At 72.2% G+C, this 18,708-nt stretch carries 10 protein-coding genes; 8 read left to right on the top strand and 2 right to left on the bottom strand.

Annotated elements, in window-relative coordinates; translation table 11 throughout:
• Window positions 1-6: 6 nt before the first annotated feature.
• Window positions 7-2,970 carry a glycoside hydrolase family 3 C-terminal domain-containing protein gene (locus ACIO6U_RS10890; protein WP_401717613.1) on the bottom strand — a complete coding sequence of 988 codons (2,964 nt, stop codon included), beginning with the start codon at window positions 2,968-2,970 and terminating at the stop codon, window positions 7-9.
• Window positions 2,971-3,357: 387 nt separating this feature from the next.
• On the opposite strand from ACIO6U_RS10890, the gene ACIO6U_RS10895 reads away from it, so the two are divergent.
• From ACIO6U_RS10895 to ACIO6U_RS10930, 8 genes are all read left to right on the top strand, one after another.
• On the top strand, window positions 3,358-5,037 hold the full coding sequence (locus ACIO6U_RS10895; RefSeq protein WP_401717616.1) for an ABC transporter substrate-binding protein: 1,680 nt from the start codon (window positions 3,358-3,360) through the stop codon (window positions 5,035-5,037).
• 3 nt (window positions 5,038-5,040) lie between these two features.
• A complete protein-coding gene (locus ACIO6U_RS10900; protein ID WP_401717618.1) occupies window positions 5,041-6,078 on the top strand; it encodes an ABC transporter permease in 1,038 nt (345 codons plus the stop codon).
• Entirely contained in the window at window positions 6,075-7,040 is a 966-nt protein-coding gene (locus ACIO6U_RS10905; RefSeq protein WP_401717621.1) for a carbohydrate ABC transporter permease, read from the top strand. The genes ACIO6U_RS10900 and ACIO6U_RS10905 overlap by 4 nt, the downstream gene beginning before the upstream one ends.
• A 113-nt stretch (window positions 7,041-7,153) precedes the next feature.
• Complete coding sequence (locus tag ACIO6U_RS10910) at window positions 7,154-8,185, top strand: LacI family DNA-binding transcriptional regulator (protein WP_401717624.1); 1,032 nt, start codon at window positions 7,154-7,156, stop codon at window positions 8,183-8,185.
• Between the two features lie 154 nt (window positions 8,186-8,339).
• Window positions 8,340-10,373 carry a TIM-barrel domain-containing protein gene (locus tag ACIO6U_RS10915; protein ID WP_401717626.1) on the top strand — a complete coding sequence of 678 codons (2,034 nt, stop codon included), beginning with the start codon at window positions 8,340-8,342 and terminating at the stop codon, window positions 10,371-10,373.
• 8 nt (window positions 10,374-10,381) lie between these two features.
• Entirely contained in the window at window positions 10,382-12,412 is a 2,031-nt protein-coding gene (locus tag ACIO6U_RS10920) for a beta-galactosidase (RefSeq protein WP_401717629.1), read from the top strand.
• Between the two features lie 727 nt (window positions 12,413-13,139).
• Window positions 13,140-15,155 carry a protease pro-enzyme activation domain-containing protein gene (locus ACIO6U_RS10925; RefSeq protein WP_401717632.1) on the top strand — a complete coding sequence of 672 codons (2,016 nt, stop codon included), beginning with the start codon at window positions 13,140-13,142 and terminating at the stop codon, window positions 15,153-15,155.
• A gap of 195 nt (window positions 15,156-15,350) precedes the next feature.
• Complete coding sequence (locus tag ACIO6U_RS10930; protein WP_401717635.1) at window positions 15,351-16,676, top strand: hypothetical protein; 1,326 nt, start codon at window positions 15,351-15,353, stop codon at window positions 16,674-16,676.
• Between the two features lie 63 nt (window positions 16,677-16,739).
• Here the strand turns inward: ACIO6U_RS10930 and ACIO6U_RS10935 are convergent, their stop codons facing one another.
• Window positions 16,740-18,674 (bottom strand): transglycosylase domain-containing protein, encoded by a 1,935-nt coding sequence (locus tag ACIO6U_RS10935; protein ID WP_401717638.1) that lies wholly within the window; start codon window positions 18,672-18,674, stop codon window positions 16,740-16,742.
• Window positions 18,675-18,708 lie beyond the last annotated feature (34 nt).

The following is an 18,708-nucleotide window of genomic DNA, read 5'->3' on the forward strand; positions in this document are numbered from 1 at the left end:
CGTGGCTCATTCCGCGAAGGTGAACCCGGCCAGCAGCGCGTCTCCGGTCAGTGTCCAGGTCAGCGTGTGCGGGCCGGGGCCGGGCGGGGCGGACAGCGGCGCGGTCAGCTCCGTCCAGGTGTGCCGGTCGGCGGTCGGCGGCGGGGTGAAGGCGGCCAGCGGCGCGCCGTCGCAGCGCAGCTCGATCCGGGACGGTACGGCGCAGGACCCGCCCTCGGCCGCCGGACGGCTGACCTCGACCGCGACCGTACGCGCCCCGGTCAGGCCGACGTCCCGGAAGACGGCGGTGGCCGGTTCCCCCGGCGCCGCGGGGCCGACCGCGTCACCGGAGACGGGGCCCGCGTCCAGCAGCCGCAGCCCCGTACAGGCGTCGAAGTCCACGGCCGCCACGCGCACTCCGACCGCCGTACGGGGAGCGGGAGTCGGGCCGGTGACCTCCAGCCGGGCGGTCGCGGCGACGTCCTGGACCCCGCGCGCCACGAGGACGTCGTACGCGCCCGGGTCCACGGTGAAGGCGCCGGTCCCGACATCCCAGTGCGCGAGCGCGTCGGCGGGCACCTCGACGCTCACCTCGCGCCGCTCGCCCGGCGCGAGCCGCACCTTGCGGAAGGCGGCGAGCCGCAGCAGCGGCGCGTCGTAACGGGCGTCCACCGCACGGGTGTAGAGCTGCACGGTCTCGGTGCCCGCGCGCTCCCCGGTGTTGACGACGGTCACCGTCGCCGTCACCGGCTCGCCCGGCGCGATCCGCGCCGCCGACAGCCGCAGGTCCTCGTAGCCGAACGTGGTGTACGACAGGCCGTGTCCGAACCCGTAGAGCGCGGGCGCGCGGTGGTACTGGTACGTCCAGCCCGCCGTGATGATGTCGTAGTCCAGCGGCGGCGGGAGCGGGTCGCCGCCGCGGTACCAGGTCTGCGGCAGCCGCCCGGTCGGCTCGCTCGCGCCGAGCAGCACCGCCGCCAGCGCCCGGCCGCTCTCCTGCCCGCCGTGCGCGGTCCACAGCACCGCGGGCACCCGCTCCTGCGCCCAGTCGAGCGCGTACGGATAACTGCTGGTCACGGCCAGGACGGTGCGCGGCTGGGCGGCGGCGACCGCCCGCAGCAGCGCGTCCTGCGCGGGCGGCAGGGCGGTGTCGGGGCGGTCCTGCGTCTCACGGCCGTTGATCAGCGGGTCGTTGCCGAGGACGACGACGGCGGTGTCGGCCGCCGCGGCGGCGGCCCGCGCCTGCGCGATCCCGTCGCGTACGACCGTACGGCGCCAACTCTCGGCCTCCGCGGGGGTGTCGGCGCTCACCGTCACGCGTCCGGTCGCCCCGTCCACCGCCGCGTACCGGCCGCTGTGCACATGCCGCAGCAGCTCCGTACCGTCCGCCCGCTCCTCAAGGCGGAAGGTCTCCTGGACGTCCCAGCCGTTGGGCAGCGTCTGATCCGCCGTCAACACCCATTGCCCGGAAGCGTTTTCGTCGCCGCCGCTGGGAACACCCCCGTCGCGCGCGGTCAGATAGCGGCCGGTGCGGGCGCTGCGCAGGGTCAGCACACCGCCGCCCCAGTCGAAGACGTCGAAGCAGAAGTCGTCGGCCGGGACTTCGGCCGCCGGGGCCGCGAGCAGCAGCGGGCCCGCCGGGTCGGCGGCGGGCACCGACAGCGCGCCGTCCGACGAGGTGGCGTGCAGGGCGATCCGGTCGACGCCCTCGACCACGGCGGTCACCTCGTCGCCGCGCGCGGCCAGCGCGGCCGTCAGCCCGTCGGCGGCCGTGATCCGGTACGGCATCGTGCCGCTGTACCAGTCCTCGAAGAGGGTGTCCGCGAGCGGCCCGATCACCGCGACCTTGTGCCGTACCCCCGCGACCGGCTCCAGCGGCAGCGTCCCGTCGTTCTTCAGCAGCACCACCGCCTCCGTGGCCGCGCGCAGGGCGAGTTCGCGGTGCGCGGGCGAGTCGACGGCGTCCCAGCCGATGGCCGCGTACGGGTCGCGCTCCGGGTCGAACTCGCCGAGCCGGAAGCGGATCGCGAGCTGCCGCCGTACCGCGCGCGTCACGTCGTCCTCGTCGATCAGCCCGCGCCGCAGCGCCTCCTGGAGGCGGCCGACGGTGACGGCGGAGTCCTCGCCGTGGTCGGTGAAGCTGTCGACCCCGGCGCGCAGCGCCGCCGCGTGCGACTCGGCGTGGTCGGTGAAGTAGTGCTCGGGGTCGACCAGATTGCTCGGCGCCTCGGCGTCGCTGACCACGAACAGCTCGTGCCCGGTGGGCGCGGCCCAGCGCCGCAGCTCCGACTCGATCAGCGGACTGACGTGGCAGGGACGGCCGTTGACCAGGTTGTACGCGAGCATCGCGCCGGTCGCGGCGCCCGAGGCGACGGCCGGGCGGAAGGCGGCGAGGTCGTACTCGTGCAGCACGCGCGGGCGCAGCCCCGAGGAGGTGACGCAGCGGTCGTCCTCGTTGTTGTAGGCGAGGAAGTGCTTGAGGATCGGCGCCGTGCGCAGGTGCTCGGGGTCGTCGCCCGCCATGCCCCGGCAGTAGGCGTCGCCCAGGCGCGCGGTGAGCAGCGGGTCCTCCGCGTAGCCCTCCTCGTTGCGCCCCCAGCGCGGGTCGCGGAGCAGATTCACCACCGGCGCCCACGCCTGGAGGCTGATCGGCCCGGCGCCGATGGGTGCGGCCCTGTGGTGGTGGAAGGCGCGCTGCTCGACGGAGACGGCCGTCGCGACCGCGTGCGTCAGCTCCTCGTCCCAGGTGGCGCCCAGGCCCACGGCCTGCGGAAAGGTGGTGGCGGTGCCGAGCCACGCGACGCCGTGCAGCGCCTCGGTGCCGGTGCGGAAGGCGGCGATGCCCAGCCGGGGCACGGCCGGGGCGTACTGGTGCAGCAGCGCCACGCGTTCGTCGGGGGTGAGCCTGCCGAGCAGGTCCTCGACCCGTTCGCGCAGCGGCAGTTCCGCGTCGCGGAAGGACGGCCGGTCGTGCACGGGCGTCGTACTCACTGAGGCAAACCCCTTGGGCCGGTGACGTGGTGAAGCGCTTCGCCGAAGCTGACACGCCGCCGACGAGGGTGTCAACGGGTCGCGCACAACCTCCGTCCGGCGCACCGCTGTCGAATTCATCGAACGCCCTGACCAGGGCGGCGATGGTGTCCGCAGGACCGTACGGGGCCGGAATCCGCCCGCCGGGCAGTCGCGTCAGAACTCTTGTCGGAACCGAAACACGTGGTTACTGTCGCCGACATATCGAAGCGCTTCGACAGTCCTCTTCGACACTCTCCCCGGCGCCTCGCCCCCTCCACGCGGCACCGGCACGGCAAAACGGCACCCACGGCACGCACCCTCGGCGTCCCCCCGGATCGGACCACCCCACACGGCGAAGGACCCACCATGACCAGCCAGTTGAACCGCAGAACCTTTGTGAGCGCGGCGGCGGCGACAGCCGGAGCCGCGGCGCTGTCCCCGCTGCTGACCGCCTGCGGAAGCGGGTCGAGCAGCAAGGGTGGCACCAGCAGCAAGAGCGGACTGAAGGCGGCGCTGCCGCAGTTCACCGCGAGCCGCTCGGTCACGGCGGACATCCCGGCGGTGCCGGGCGCCGCGGGCACCGCCACCGACCCCGGCTTCCTGACCTACCCGGCGAACCCGGTGAAGACGGTCGACGGCGTGCCGGGCAAGGGCGGCAGCTACACCGCCGTCACCCCGCTGTGGGGCACCATCCCGGAGCCGGGCAACTCCTTCTACCAGGCCATGAGCAAGGCCCTCGGCGTGACGCTGACGATGAAGCCCGCCGACGGCAACCACTACGACACCGCCATCCCCACCATGACCGCGGCCAAGAAGCTGCCGGACTGGATCCAGCTCCCCACCTGGTGGAACGCCAACTTCAACGTCGGCAAGCTGGCCGGCACCCAACTGGCCGACCTCACGCCGTACCTGGCGGGCGACGCGGTCAAGGACTACCCGAACCTCGCCGCGATCCCGACCGGCGCCTGGCAGGCCGGGGTGTGGGAGGACAAGCTCTACGGCATCCCGTCCTTCTCCAGCGGCTTCGTCGTCGCGGGCACCACCTACCACCGGGCCGACATCCTCCAGGCCAAGGGCATCAACCCGGACGAGATCTCCTCGGCCGCCGATCTCCTCGCGCTCGGCAAGGAGTTGACGAACGCCAAGGGCGGCGTGTGGGCCTTCGACGACCTGTGGACGTATCTCTCCCCGTTCTGGGGCGTGCCCAACAAGTGGACGGTCAAGGACGGCAAGCTGGTCCACAAGTACGAGGGCCAGGAGCTGCTGGAGGCGCTGGACTGGCACTACAAGCTCGCCAAGTCCGGCTACATGCACCCGGACGCGCTCGCGGGCAACACCAACGACGGCAAGAACCGCTTCTACGCGGGCAAGGTCGTCGTCACCGGTGACGGCACCGGCGCGTGGAACCTCGCCGACGCGCAGGCGGGCACGGCGGCCGATCCGAAGTACCGGCGCGGCGCGTTCAAGGTCTTCGCCGCCGACGGCACGTCGAAGCCCGGCATCTTCCTCGGCAACTCCACCAGCCTGATGAGCTATCTGAACATCAAGCTGTCGAAGGACCGGATCAAGGAGCTGCTGGCGGTCGCCAACTACCTTGCCGCGCCCTTCGGTTCCGCCGAGTACACGATGGTCAACTACGGCGCCGAGGGCGTCCACTACACGATGGACAACGGCACGCCGACCTTCACCGACGAGGGCAAGAAGGACGTCCAGCAGCAGACGTACCCGTTCCTGGCCACCTGCTCCGCGGTGATCAGCAACCCGGGTGCCCCGCAGGTGACCAAGGACTACGCGGCCTGGCAGGCGGCAGCGGCGGCGACCGCGTACAAGCCGGTGTTCTGGAACATGAACATCACCGTGCCGCAGCGCTTCGCGACCGCCGACGCGGGCCAGGCCGTCGAGGACACCATCAAGGACTGCTACCACGGCAAGAAGAAGGTCTCCGACGTGCAGGCCGCGATCTCCTCGTGGAAGAGCAGCGGCGGCACGCGGTTGACGACGTGGATGCAGACGAACGTGCTCGACAAGTACGGCTCGGGGCAGTAGGCGGTGGCCGCGATCATCACCGGGAAGGCGGACGGGACACCGGGGAAGCCGGGCGCCGCGGACGGGGACACCGGCAAGGGCGCACGCGACGGCAAGAAGGGCTCACGCGAAGCCAAGCGCACGGCGCACGGCGGCCTGACCTGGCGCGTGCGGCTGCGCCGCGACAAGTCGCTGCTGCTGATGACCCTCCCGGCCGTCGCGCTGCTGCTGGTCTTCAACTACGCGCCGCTGTTCGGCCTGGTCACCGCCTTCGAGTACTACGACCCGCTGGTCGGCGTCCGCAACAGCGACTTCGCGGGCCTGGAGCAGTTCCGGCAGCTCTTCCACGACCCGCTGTTCTGGGGCGCGTTGCGCAACACGCTCTTCCTCAGCTCCGTCCAGATCGTCCTCTTCTTCCCGGTGCCGATCGCGCTCGCCCTGATGCTCAACACCGTGGTCAGCGAACGGCTGCGGAATTTCGTGCAGTCCATCGTCTATCTGCCGCACTTCTTCTCCTGGGTGCTGACGATCACCGTCTTCCAGCAGATGCTCGGCGGCGCGGGCGTGCTCAACCAGTTCCTGCGCCGGCACTCGATCGGCACCTGGGACGTGATGACCGACCCGCACACCTTCGCGCTGCTCATCACCTCGCAGGCGGTGTGGAAGGAGGCGGGCTGGGGCATCATCGTCTTCCTCGCGGCGCTCGCGGCCATCGACCAGAACCAGTACGAGGCCGCGGCCGTCGACGGCGCGGGCCGGTGGCGCCGGATGTGGCACATCACGCTGCCCGGCATGCGCGGGGTGATCGTGCTGATGCTCGTGCTGCGGCTCGGCAACGCGCTGACCGTCGGCTTCGAGCAGTTCCTGATCCAGCGCGGCGCGGTCGGCCACGACGCGGCCGACGTCCTGGACACCTTCTCCTTCTATTACGGCATCGCCACCAACAACTACAGCTACGGCGCCGCCGCCGGTCTGTTCAAGAGCGTCATCTCGCTGCTGCTGATCTGGGGCGCGAACCGGCTGGCGCACTCCTTCGGCGAGGACGGGTTGTACCGCAGATGACCGACACACTGACCGTGGGCGGCGACCGCGCCGGCCGTACGCGGAACCCCCGTGCGCGCAAGGGCCCGCAGCGCCCGTCGTGGGAGGAGGCGCAGGGCGTCGCCGGGCAGACCTTCAAGGGCGCCACCTTGGCCCTGGTCGTGGCGGCCGTCCTGGTGCCGCTGTGGATCGTGGCGCTGACCAGCCTGTCCACGCCGGGCGCGATCGGCCGCGCGGGCGGCCTGGTGATCTGGCCGGACGGGGTGACGCTCAACGCCTACCGGCTGATGCTGGAGAACGGCGCGGTCACCCGCGCCCTGCTGGTCAGCCTCGGCGTCACGGGCGTCGGCACCGCGATCTCGATGGTGGTCTCCGTGCTGTGCGCGTACGGCCTGTCGCGCTCCGGGTCGCTCGGCCACCGGGCGATCCTGATGGTGTTGATCGTCACCATGTTCGTCAGCGGCGGCCTGATCCCGACGTACCTCGTCGTCACCGGCCTCGGCGGCTACGGCCAGTACTGGGCGCTGATCCTGCCCAGCGCGATCTCCGTGTTCAACATCCTCGTGCTGCGCGCCTTCTACTCCGGCACCTCCGCGGAACTCATCGACGCGGCGCGGATGGACGGCGCGAACGACTGGCGCATCCTGTGGTCGGTCGTGCTGCCCACCTCGCGGGCCGTGACCGCCGTCGTCACGCTCTTCTACGCGGTCGGATACTGGAACTCCTTCTTCAATGTCATGCTCTACATGCCCACGGACAGCCCCAAGTGGCCGTTGCAGTACGTGCTGCTGGAGTACGTCAACTACGGGATGAACATGCCGGGTTCGGTGAACAGCGGCTTCGGCACCGCGCACGCGCAGACCGCGCCGCTGTCGCTCCAGATGGCCGTCGTGGTGCTCACCCTCGTACCGATCCTGATGGTCTACCCCTTCATGCAGAAGCACTTCAAGACCGGCGTGCTGACCGGAGCGGTCAAGGGATGAGCGGTCAGGGGACGGACGGTCACGGGATGAGCGGGCACGGAATGAGCGGTCGGGGCACGGGTGAACGTACGCAGGGGACCGCGGGGCCGCCACCACGACAGGAGCAGCACAGCATGATGGGACGCACCTCCGCCGTGACCATCGCCGAAGTGGCCAAGCACGCCGGGGTGTCGTCGAGCACGGTCAGCTATGTCATCAGCGGCAAGCGCTCGATCTCCGAGGCGACCAGGCGCCGGGTCGAGGCGGCCATCAGGGAGTTGGGCTACCACCCCAACGCGGGCGCGCGGGCGCTGGCGGGCAAGCGGTCGCACATCATCGCGCTGATGGTGCCGCTGCACACCGACGTCTACGTGCCGATCATGATGGAGATCGCCATCGCGGTGACCATGGCCGCGCGCGGCTTCGGCTACGACGTGCTGCTGATCACCAACGACGAGGGCCCGGACGGGGTGCGGCGGGTCGCGGCCAGCGGCCTGGCCGACGGCGTGATTCTGATGGACGTCGAGCTGGACGACGACCGCATCCCCGTCCTGCGGGCGCAGAACACGCACGCCGCGCTGATCGGACTGCCCGCCGACGCCACCGGACTGTCGTGCGTGGACCACGACTTCGCGGCGGCGGGCGCGCTGTGCGCCGACCACCTGGCCGACCTCGGCCACCGCGACGTGGCCTTCATCGGCTACAGCCCGGCGGTCTACCGGCGGCACGCCGGTTACGCGGAGCGGACGCTGACCGGCTTCCGTACGAGGTCGGCCGAGCGCGGGCTGCGGATCGTGCACCGGCCGTGCGACGGGACGTACGAGAGCACGGCGGGCGCCTTCACCCGCGTCCTCGCCGACCGGCCGGAGACCACCGGCTTCGTCGTGCAGAACGAGGGCGCGATCGGGCCGCTGCTGAGCCTGCTGCGGGCGGCCGGGCGGATCGTGCCCGAGGACGCCTCGGTGGTGGCGCTGTGCCCCGAGCCGCTGGCCGACCAGTACTCGCCGCGGCTGACCGCCGTCACCGGGCCCGCGCAGGATCTGGGGCGGCGCGCGGTGGAGCTGGTCATGCGGCGGATCGAAGGCGCGGACGCCGACGAAGTCGCCCTGCTCACACCTCTGTTGACCACACGCGAGAGCACGGGCCCGGCCCCGCACCGCGACTGAGCCCCGCTTCCCCCCCCCGGTAGCGCCGCTTCCCTACCCCCCGCTTCCCCCAATAGCGCCGCTTCCCGACCCCCCGTTTCCCCCAATAGCGCCGCTTCCCTACCCCCGCACGCCCGTTTCCGCCCTCGCACAGACACGTCAGGAGAGCCACCGCATGGCAGAGCACTTCCGCATCCGCGAGCACGCCCTCGAATGGCGGGCCAGGGGTGAGACGTTGCGGGTCGAGGCGTGGGGCCCGGACGCGGTCCGGGTGCGGTCCGCGCCCGCCGGGGAGATCGTCGAGGATCTGCCCGGCGCGCTGGACGCGCCGCCGCCCGGCGCCACCACCGCGATCACCGTGCACGGCGACTCGGCGACCCTCGTCAACGGCGCGCTGACCGTACGGATCGACGCCTGCGCCGAGGGCCGGCTGACCCCGGAACTGCCCGCCGCGGCGGGCCGGTTGACCTTTGAGCGCACCGACGACGGCGGAGAGCTGCTGGCCGAGGAGCCGCCGCACTTCTGGTGGCCGGGCCCGCGCCTCTACACGGCCACCGGCAACGGCTACCACCGCCTGGAGCAGCGCTTCCGCGCGTACGCGGACGAGCGCTGCTACGGCCTGGGCCAGCACGGACACGGACTCTTCGACCAGAAGGGCGCGGTCCTCGACCTCGTGCAGCGCAACGGCGAGGTGACCGTGCCGCTGCTGATCTCCAGCCGCGGCTACGGACTGCTGTGGAACTCCCCGGCGGTCGGCCGGGTCGAGCTGGGCGTCACCGGCACCCGCTGGGTCGCCGACAGCGCCCGGCAGATCGACTACTGGTTCACCGCGGGCGACCCCGGCGCGATCCTTCGCCGGTACGCCGACGCCACCGGCCACAGCCCCGAACTCCCGGACTGGGCCACGGGTTTCTGGCAGTGCAAGCTGCGCTACCGCACGCAGGAGGAGCTGCTGGAGGTCGCCCGCGAGTACCGCCGCCGCGAGCTGCCGCTGTCCGTCATCGTCTGCGACTTCTTCCACTGGACGCACCTGGGCGACTGGCGCTTCGACCCGGCGGAGTGGCCGGACCCGGCCGCGATGGTCCGCGAACTCGACTCCATGGGCGTGAAGTTGATGGTCTCGGTGTGGCCGTCGGTCAGCCCGGCCAGCGAGAACCACGCGCCGATGTGGGACCGCGGGCTGCTGATCGGCACCGAGTACGGCCCGCTCGCGCACGCCGACTGGCCGGACAAGGGCCTCGGCGCGTACGCGGCGCAGGTCGCCTTCTACGACGCCACGCACCCCGAGGCCCGCGCGTACGTGTGGGAGAAGCTGGCCGCCAACTACCTGGCGCACGGCGTCTCGGTGTTCTGGCTGGACGCCGACGAACCGGAGCTGAAGCCCAACTACCCCGCCAATCTGCGCTTCCACGCGGGGCCCGGGCTCGAAGTCGCCAACTTCTACCCGCGCGAGCACGCCCGCATGGTGCACGACGGGCTGCGCGCGGCCGGGCACAGCGAGGTGCTGACCCTCAACCGCTCCTCGTGGGCGGGCGCCCAGCGCTACGGCGCCGCTCTGTGGTCGGGCGACATCGGCACCGACTTCGCGTCGCTGCGCGCCCAGATCACCGCCGGGCTCAATGTGATGCTCTCCGGCATCCCGTGGTGGACCACCGACATCGGCGGCTTCCACGGCGGCGACCCCGACGACCCCGCCTACCGTGAGGTGCTGGTCCGCTGGTTCCAGTACGGCGCCTTCTGCCCGCTGTTCCGCCTGCACGGCTTCCGCGGCCCGGAACAGGTCCTGGAGCCGGGCATGACCGGCCTGCCCAACGAGGTCTGGTCCTACGGCGGGCGGGCGTACGCGGTCCTGGCGTCGTATCTGCGGCTGCGCGAGCGGCTGCGGCCGTACATCGCCGAGCAGATGCGGGTGACGGCCCGCAGCGGGGTGCCGCCGATGCGGCCGCTGCTGCTGGAGTTCCCCGACGACCAGGACGCGTGGGGCATCCGCGACGCCTTCCTGCTCGGGCCCGACCTGCTGGTGGCGCCGGTCACCGAGGCGGGCGCGGTCACGCGGGAGGTCTACCTCCCGGCGGGCGCGCGGTGGACGGACGCGTGGACGGGCGAGGAGCACGACGGCGGCCGTACGGTGACGGCCGCGGCGCCGCTCGACCGCATTCCGCTGTTCCTGCGGGACGGCGCGCGGCTGCCGATCGCGGAGCCGAGGTGAGCCCTTCCATGAACACCGTCCCCGACTCCCGCGCCGATCCGGCCGGTTGGCTGACCGCCCGGCTCGGCGGCCCCGCCTTCGGCGGCGACTACAACCCCGAACAGTTCGCCGACGACCCGGCCGTACGGCGCGAGGACGAGGAGCTGATGCGGCGGGCCGGGGTGAATCTGGTGACGCTGAACGTCTTCGGCTGGGCGGAGCTCGAACCGGAGCCGGGGCGCTACGACTTCGCGCCGCTGGACGCCCGGCTGGAGCGGCTGCACGCCGCGGGCGTGGCCGTGGACCTGGCCACGCCCACCGCGCAGCCGCCGCCGTGGTTCGGCCTCGCGCACCCCGACGCGCTGCCCGTCACCCCCGACGGCACCCGGCTGACCCACGGCAGCCGCGACACGTACTGCCTGGCCGCGCCCGCCTACCGGCAGGCCGCCCGCGCCGTCGCCGAGGCTTTGGCGGCCCGGTACGGCGAGCACCCGGCGGTCGCGCTGTGGCACGTGCACAACGAGTACGCGACCGTCTGCCACTGCGAGCACGCCGCCGACGCCTTCCGGCGCTGGCTGCGCGAGCGGTACGGCACCCTGGAGGCCGTCAACCGGGCCTGGGGCACCGCCTTTTGGAGCCAGCGCTACGGCGCGTGGGAGCAGATCCAGCCGCCGCGCGCCACGCAGTGGCGGCCCAACCCCGGCCAGGTGCTGGACTTCCGGCGCTTCTGGTCGGACCTCGCGCTGACCGCCTACCGCGAGCAGCGCGACGCGATCCGGGCGCACAGCCGGGTGCCGGTCACCACCAACGTGATGCTGCCCGGCTACCAGGTGCTCGACCTGTGGGCGTTCGGCCGCGAGGTCGACCTGGTGGGCGTGGACCACTACCCGGACGCGCCGGGCCTGGACGCCGCCGCCGACACCGCCTTCGGCGCGGACCGGGCGCGCTCCTTCGGCGGCGGCAGGCCGTGGCTGCTGATCGAGCAGGCCACCAGCACCGTCTACGCGGGCGACCTCGTCCTGCCCAAGGACCCGGGCGACATCCTGCGGCACTCCCTGAGCCACATCGCGCGCGGCTCGGAGGGCGTGCTGTTCTTCCAGTGGCGGCAGTCACCGGCCGGGGCCGAGATCTGGCACTCCGCGATGGTCCCGCACGCGGGGCCGGACACCCGGATCTTCCGCGAGACCGTCGAAACCGGCCGCGCCGTGGCCGCGCTGGCCGAGGTGACCGGCTCGACCGTACGGGCGCGGGCGGCCGTCCTGCACGACCCGGACGTGTGGTGGGCGCTGGACACCCCCGTCCTGCCCACGCCGGAACTCCCGTACCTGCCCGCACTCAAGCGCGCCCACCGCGCCCTGTGGGACGCCGGGATCACCACCGACTTCGCGCACCCGTCCGCCGACCTGTCCGCGTACCGGCTCGTTCTCGCCCCCAGCCTGCACCTGGTCTCCGAGGAGTCCGCCGCCGCGCTCACCGCCTACGTCGAGGGCGGCGGCACCCTGCTGGTCGAGTGCTTCAGCGGCGCCGTCGACCCCCACTACCGCGCGTGGCCCGGCGGGGCGCCGGGCCCGCTGCGGCCACTGCTCGGCCTGCGCGCCGAGGAGTTCCGCCCCCTGCCGTCCGGCGCCGCCGTCCCCCTGACCGACGGCGGCGCCGGCACCACCTGGACCGAGGCGCTGCTGCTGGAGGGCGCGACGGCCGAAATCGGTTACGCGGAAGGGCCGTTGACCGGCCGGGCCGCCGTCACCCGGCACGCCCACGGCCGGGGCACCGCCTGGTACGCCTCCACCCGGCTGTCCCCCGCCTCGTACACCGCGCTGATCGGCGGCTTGATACGGGCCTGCGGCGCGGAGCCCGAACTCCCCGGTCTTCCGGCGGGCGTCGAGGCGGTCCGCCGCCACAGCGACGACGGCCGCGCGTACCTCTTCCTCCTCAACCACTCCCCGGCCGAGGTCCGCGTCCCCGTGCGGGGCCACGATCTCCTGGCGTCCCGCGCCCTTCCTTCCGAGGGCGCCGTCCTGCCGCCCGCGAGCGCCGTGGTCGTCCGCGAGGAGGGCTGAGGGGACCGCCCCGCCGGCTCGCGGGACGGGCACGGAACGTGACCCCGGCATCACCCGAACGAGTGAACGCTTCTCGGTCATCCTGGGATGGTCACGCAACCGGCTCTTCCCGAAGGGCGTCCCCTCCTGCGCAACAGGTGTGACGCTTGGGGTGGGAAGGGGGTCGGGCGTGGACACGGTGATTGTGCAGTTGCCCGAGGAATCCGAGGCACGGTGGGGAGAGGAACCGGCCGGGCGGCGCCCGAGGCTGCTGCGGCTCGGCCCCGGCGAGACGGCCGAGTTCGGGCGCGGGGGCTCCCCCGTGCGGACCGGTCCGGCCGGACACCCACCACCGTAGGAACGGCCCGGCGGGCCCGCTCCTGACAGATGACAGGGACGGCGGAACGCACCCGCGCCGCACGGGGACCCGCGGGGCCGTGGGCCGGACGCGCGTATACCCCGGCCGTCCGACGTGATCGCGCCAGCCCTTATGCGGTCCGAGACCCGGCATATGACCTAAGCCCGCCGAAATCCCCGCCCGGTGGTTAAAGGTCCAGCTAAGGACGGCTGTTCGGCATTCCCAGCGTCCGGAAGTGGCGTGCACACTACAGCCGTCGCCCGTCAAAAGCGTGCAACACGCAGCTATCGCACCACGATCCAGGTCTCGTCCTTGTCCTGTTCCTGACCTCACGTTGGAGTCGTCATCAACGACATACAAAAACCCCGTGTCGCACGGGCCCGCGCAGCGGTGGTCGCGGCGGCCTCGCTGGCCATGGTGTCCGGGTCCCTGATCCTCGCCATGCCCTCGCAGGCCAGCGGCCCCGCGCCCGCGGCCAAGACCATCGCGGAGAGCCACCCGGACTGGGCCACCGCCTCCGCCGACCAGGGCTCGGTCGCGGCGAACACCGAGATCACCGGCACCGTGTACCTGGCGGGCCAGGACGCCGCGGGCCTGACGAAGTACGCGACGGCCGTGTCCGACCCGAGCGACGCGAGCTACGGCGAGTTCCTGAGCCCGGCCGCGTACAAGGCGCGCTTCGGCGCCACCAAGGCGCAGGTCTCCGCGGTCCGGAAGTGGGCGGCCGACTCCGGCCTGAAGGTCGTGAGCACCTCCGACCACGCGATCACCGTCAAGGGCACCAACGCGGCGGTCACCAAGGCGTTCGGCACCGGCATCCACCAGTACCGCGTCTCGGGCACGCTGCGGCACGCCCCGGCCCGTGACGTCGTGGTCCCCGCGTCCGTCTCCTCCGCGATCCTCGGCGTGACGGGCTTCACCACGCCCGGCGCCAACGTCGCCAAGCCGAACTCGCACCGCGTGGACGACACCGCGGCCCGCTCCGCCGCGACCCCGGCAAGGAGCGGCAAGCCCGACGCCGGACTGCCGACCACCGCGACCTGCTCCGACTACTGGGGCCAGAAGATCGCCAAGGGCGCGCCGGCCGGATACACCACGTCCGACGTGCCGTTCGACCAGTGCTCGTTCTACCCCTCGCAGCTCCGCAAGGCGTACGGCATCACCGCCTCGGGACTGACCGGCAAGGGCGCGACGATCGCGATCGTGGACGCGTACGGCAGCTCCACCATGCTGGCGGACGCCAACCAATACGCGACCGCGCACGGTGACAAGGCGTTCAGGTCCGGCCAGTACAGCGAGGTCGTCGACCCGTCGCAGTGGACCAACCAGGACCTGTGCGGCGGCCCCGAGGGCTGGGCGCCGGAAGAGGCGCTGGACGTCGAGATGGCGCACGGCCTCGCGCCCGACGCCAAGGTCGTCTACGTGGGCGCCAACTCCTGTGACGACAACGACCTGCTGGGCGCCATCAGCACCATCGTCGACAACCACCTGGCCGATGTCGTCTCCAACTCGTGGGGCGAGATCATGCACACCACGGACGACGCCGACGTCACCTCGTCGCTGATCGCCGCCTACGAGCAGGTCTTCAAGCAGGCCGCCGTCGAGGGCATCACCATCGGCTTCTCCGCGGGCGACTGCGGCGACAGCAGCCCGCTGGCCGCCGCGACCGGCGTCAACTGCCAGCCCGACACCTCGCGCGCGCAGGCCAACTGGCCCGACTCCGACCCGTGGGTGACCTCGGTCGGCGGCACCGCGCTCGGTCTGAAGGACAAGAGCGGCTCGTACGGCTTCGAGACCGACATGGGCACGCTGCGCTCCAACCTGTCGGCCGACGGCAAGAGCTGGACCCCCGCTCCCCCGGCCCCGTTCTACTTCGGCGGTGGCGGCGGCACCAGCGAGGACTTCGCACAGCCCGCGTACCAGCGCGGTGTCGTGCCCGGCTCGCTGTCGCACACGCTGATGACCGGCGCGAAGAGCCGTACGGCCCAGCGCGTCACGCCGGACGTCTCGATGAACGGTGACCTGTACACCTCGGTCCTCGTCGGCATCTCCGACGGCGCCCCGTACAGCGAGGGCGGCTACGGCGGCACCAGCGTCTCGGCGCCGGAATTCGCCGCGGTCCAGGCCGACGCCATCCAGGCCAGGCACCACGCCATCGGCTTCGCCAACCCGGCGATCTACGCCCGCGCCGGGCTGTTCAAGGACGTCGTGGACCAGAACGCCGCCCACCACCACAAGGCCCCGCTGAGCAACGTCGCCGACTTCGGCCTGGTCAACGGCACCCTCGCCGTGCGCCTCGCCGCCTTCGGCGAGGACACCTCGCTCAACGCGGTCCGCGGCTTCGACAACGCGACCGGTGTCGGCTCCCCGACCCTGTCCTACCTCCGCTCCTTCGGCCGCCGCTGACCGATCCCCCGAAGGGCCCGGCGGAGCGACCCTCCGCCGGGCCCTTCGGCATTCCCCGCCTCCGCCGATTCCGCCGTATCGGCTGTGACAGGACGCCCCGAACGCGCGTCTGCATACACAGCAAGGCGGTCAATACTGGCGCCGGACGTGTGCGGTGCCGGTGGGGAGCAAGGGGCGACGGTGAAATTAGCGGCGATGCGGTCGTGGGTCGGGCAGCGGCCGAAGGCGGCGGTGGCGGGGGCGTCGGCGGTGGGCGCCGCGGGAGTGGCGGTCGCGCTGGTCGCGACGCTGACCGGCGGAGGCGCAGGCGCAGGCGGGGACGGCGGCGGCAAGGCGGACGACGCGGCGGCGCGGTCGCGGGCGACGCCGACCAGCCGCGCGCCGAGCCCGAGGACGGCACGGCCATCGACGGGGACGCCGACACCGACGCCGACCGTCACCGAGACGAAGGGTCCGATCGGCGACGGGTCCACCGCGTACACCGGCCCGCAGCCGCACCAGCCGAAGCCGGAGAAGCTCAAGCCGGGCGAGAAACCGCCGCAGTTCGTGGTGTTCTCCTGGGACGGCGCGCTGGAGAACGACGACCATCTGTTCTCGCGCTTCCGGGAGTTGGCCAAGGAGAACAACGCGAACATGACGTTCTTCCTGTCCGGCATCTACCTGGTCCCGGACGCGAAGCGGTCGCTCTACCACCCGCCCCGGCACGCGGCCGGGACGTCCGCGATCGACTTCCCGACCGACGCGCACATCAAGGAGACGCTGGAGCAACTGCGGCTGGCCTGGCAGGACGGGGACGAGATCGGGACGCACTTCAACGGGCACTTCTGCGCGCCCGACGCGGGCGGCGGCGGCACGTGGAGCACCGCGGACTGGCGCAAGGAGATCGCCCAGGCGTACTCGTTCGTGGAGCACTGGAAGACGAACACCGGCTTCACCGACCTCCCGCCGCTGCCCTTCGACTACGGCCGTGAGCTGGTCGGCGGGCGCGCGCCGTGCCTGGAGGGGCAGAAGAATCTGCTGCCCGCGGCCAAGGCGCTGGGCTGGCGGTACGACGCCAGTTCGCCCGGCGACTTCCAGCTCTGGCCCGCCAAGTCGGGCGGGGTGTGGAACTTCCCGCTGGAGCTGATGCCCTACCCCGGCAAGGACTTCCAGGTCCTGTCGATGGACTTCAACTTCCTCTACAACCAGTCGGGCGGCGAGCAGACCCAGGGCGACCCGGCGAAGTTCCCGGCCTGGGAGCGCGAGACCCGGCAGGGCTATCTGAACGGCTTCGAGCGCGTCTACAACGGCAACCGGGCGCCGCTGTTCATCGGCAACCACTTCGAGACGTGGAACGGCGGCATCTACATGCAGGCCGTCGAGGACGTGGTGAAGGACGTCTGCCACCGGGACGGGGTGCGCTGCGTGTCGTTCAAGGAGCTGTCCGACTGGCTGGACGTCCAGGACCCGGCGGTGCTGGCCGAATTGCGCGGCCTCGACCCGAGCGAGTCGCCGGACTGGACGACGTTTCCCGCCAAGTAGCCGGTCCTGGCGGAGAGATCAGGGAAGCGGCGGCCGGGCCCCGCGCCGAGGGGCCCGGCCCGCTCAGCCGGCCGCCGCCACGTACCGCGTCCAGATGTCGACGGGATACGTGCTGCCGAACTCCTTCGTGGCCTTCGACGGCCCGCCGGTCCCGGTCAGCGGCAGCAACTCCTGCGTCTTCGGGTCGAGTCGGAAGACGGCGACCGACGTCGCCACCGCCGCGGCCCGCGCCCCCCTCGGCGGGTAGCCGACGTACCAGGCCGACAGGTCCCCGGCCGCCGTGCCCGTCTTGCCCGCCAGATCCGTCCTGCCCGCGAGCCCGCCGCCTGACCTCACCGCGCGGCGCGCGGTCCCGCCGGTCACCGCGTCCTTGAGCGCATCGTCCACCTCGCCCGCGACCTTCGGGGTGAACGGGTGCGTGACAGCGGGCTGTTCGATGTCCACGCGCTGCCCGTCGCGGGTGACCTTGAGCACGGAGTACGGATCGGTGTGCGCGCCCGCGGCGGCGAAGGTGCCGTACGCGCTCGCCACCCGGATCGGGCTCGGGGTGACGCCGGTGCCGGAGGCGAAGGCGGGCACCTGCTCGCCGAAACCGCGCGGCAGCAGCCCGGCGTCGACGGACGCCTTCCGCACCCGGTCCAGGCCGACGTCCATGCCGAGTTGGGTGATCGGGCCGTTGACGGAGTCCGCCACCGCCTGCCGCAGGCTGATCCGCCCCCAGGACTTCCCGCCGTCGTTGCGGCTCTTCACGATCGTGCCGTCCCGGCTCCAGTACGGCCCCTCGGGCGTCCGTATCGGCACCTTGTCGTCGCCGTCGTAGACCGAGTCGGGGGTGACGGGCGTACGCGGCGCGCCGCGGGTGAGCAGCGCGCCGTCCCGCAGTCCGGCCGCGTAGACGAACGGCGCGTAGGCCGTACCGACCGGCACGATCGTGATGTTGGCGTCGTCGAAGCCCTGCTCGATGTAGTCGGGGCCGCCGTAGAGCGCGACGATCCGGCCGTCGGTGGCGACGGACGCGGCACCGACGCGGACGTTCCGGTCGGCGGTCCTCGCCTTCGGTGCGAGGCCCGCGGTCTCGTGCCGCACGGCCTCGGCCAGGGCGTCGACGCGCGGGCGCTCGAAGGTCGTGTAGATCTGGTAGCCGCCCAGGTCGAAGCGCGCGTCGGAGATGTCGCTGTGCGCGGACACGTACGCCCGCGCGGTGTCGACGAGATAGCCGGTCTGCCCGCTCAGCCCCACGGGTTTCGGCGGCGCCTTGGGCTCGGGGAAGACGGTGTACGCGGCGCGCTCGGCGCGCGAGAGCTGACCGGTCTTCACCATCCGGTCCAGCACCCACTTCCAACGGGCCACCGCCCGTTGGTGGTTGGCCGGGCTGATCGCGGGGTCGTAGAGCGCGGCGCCCTTGAGCAGCGTGGCGAGGAAGGCCCCCTCGCCGGCGTCGAGCTGGGAGACGTCCTTGCCGTAGTACGCCTTCGCGGCGCGCTGCACGCCGTACGTACCGCGCCCGAACCAGGCGGTGTTGAGGTAGCCGTCGAGGATCTGCCTCTTGCTCATCTTCTGGTCCAGCTTCACCGAGATGAACATCTCGGTGATCTTGCGGGAGAGCGTCTGGTTCTGGTTGAGGTAGACGTTCTTCACGTACTGCTGGGTGATGGTGGAGCCGCCCTGGGTGTCGCCGCCGGTCACCATGGTGGCGACGGCCCGGCCGATGCCCTTCGGCGAGACGCCGTGGTCGGAGTAGAAGGAGGCGTTCTCGGCGGCCAGCACCGCCCACTGCACGCTCGTGGGTATCCGGTCCAGCGGCATCGCCTGCCGGTCCACCGGGCCCACCCGCGCCATCTCGGTGCCGTCGGCCCAGTAGTAGACGTTGTCCTGCTGCGTGGCGAATTCATTGAGGTCGGTGGGTATCCGGGTCCGCGCGTACGCCACTCCCACCACGGCGGTCAGCGTCACCAGCACCCACAGCGCCAGCAGCGACGCCTGGCGAAGCGACGGCACCCACCGCCGTATCCCGCGCCGCCCCGGCCGTGGA

The sequence above is a fragment of the Streptomyces sp. NPDC087422 genome (genome assembly GCF_044744145.1).
In the GTDB taxonomy this organism is placed as follows: Bacteria; Actinomycetota; Actinomycetes; order Streptomycetales; family Streptomycetaceae; genus Actinacidiphila.

Bases quoted from the DNA above. Each gene is read 5' to 3' on its own strand.
- ACIO6U_RS10895 (WP_401717616.1), top strand. From the start codon at position 3,358: ATGACCAGCCAGTTGAACCGCAGAACCTTTGTGAGCGCGGCGGCGGCG.
- ACIO6U_RS10905 (WP_401717621.1), top strand. From the start codon at position 6,075: ATGACCGACACACTGACCGTGGGCGGCGACCGCGCCGGCCGTACGCGG.
- ACIO6U_RS10910 (WP_401717624.1), top strand. From the start codon at position 7,154: ATGATGGGACGCACCTCCGCCGTGACCATCGCCGAAGTGGCCAAGCAC.
- ACIO6U_RS10915 (WP_401717626.1), top strand. From the start codon at position 8,340: ATGGCAGAGCACTTCCGCATCCGCGAGCACGCCCTCGAATGGCGGGCC.
- ACIO6U_RS10920 (WP_401717629.1), top strand. From the start codon at position 10,382: ATGAACACCGTCCCCGACTCCCGCGCCGATCCGGCCGGTTGGCTGACC.
- ACIO6U_RS10930 (WP_401717635.1), top strand. From the start codon at position 15,351: ATGCGGTCGTGGGTCGGGCAGCGGCCGAAGGCGGCGGTGGCGGGGGCG.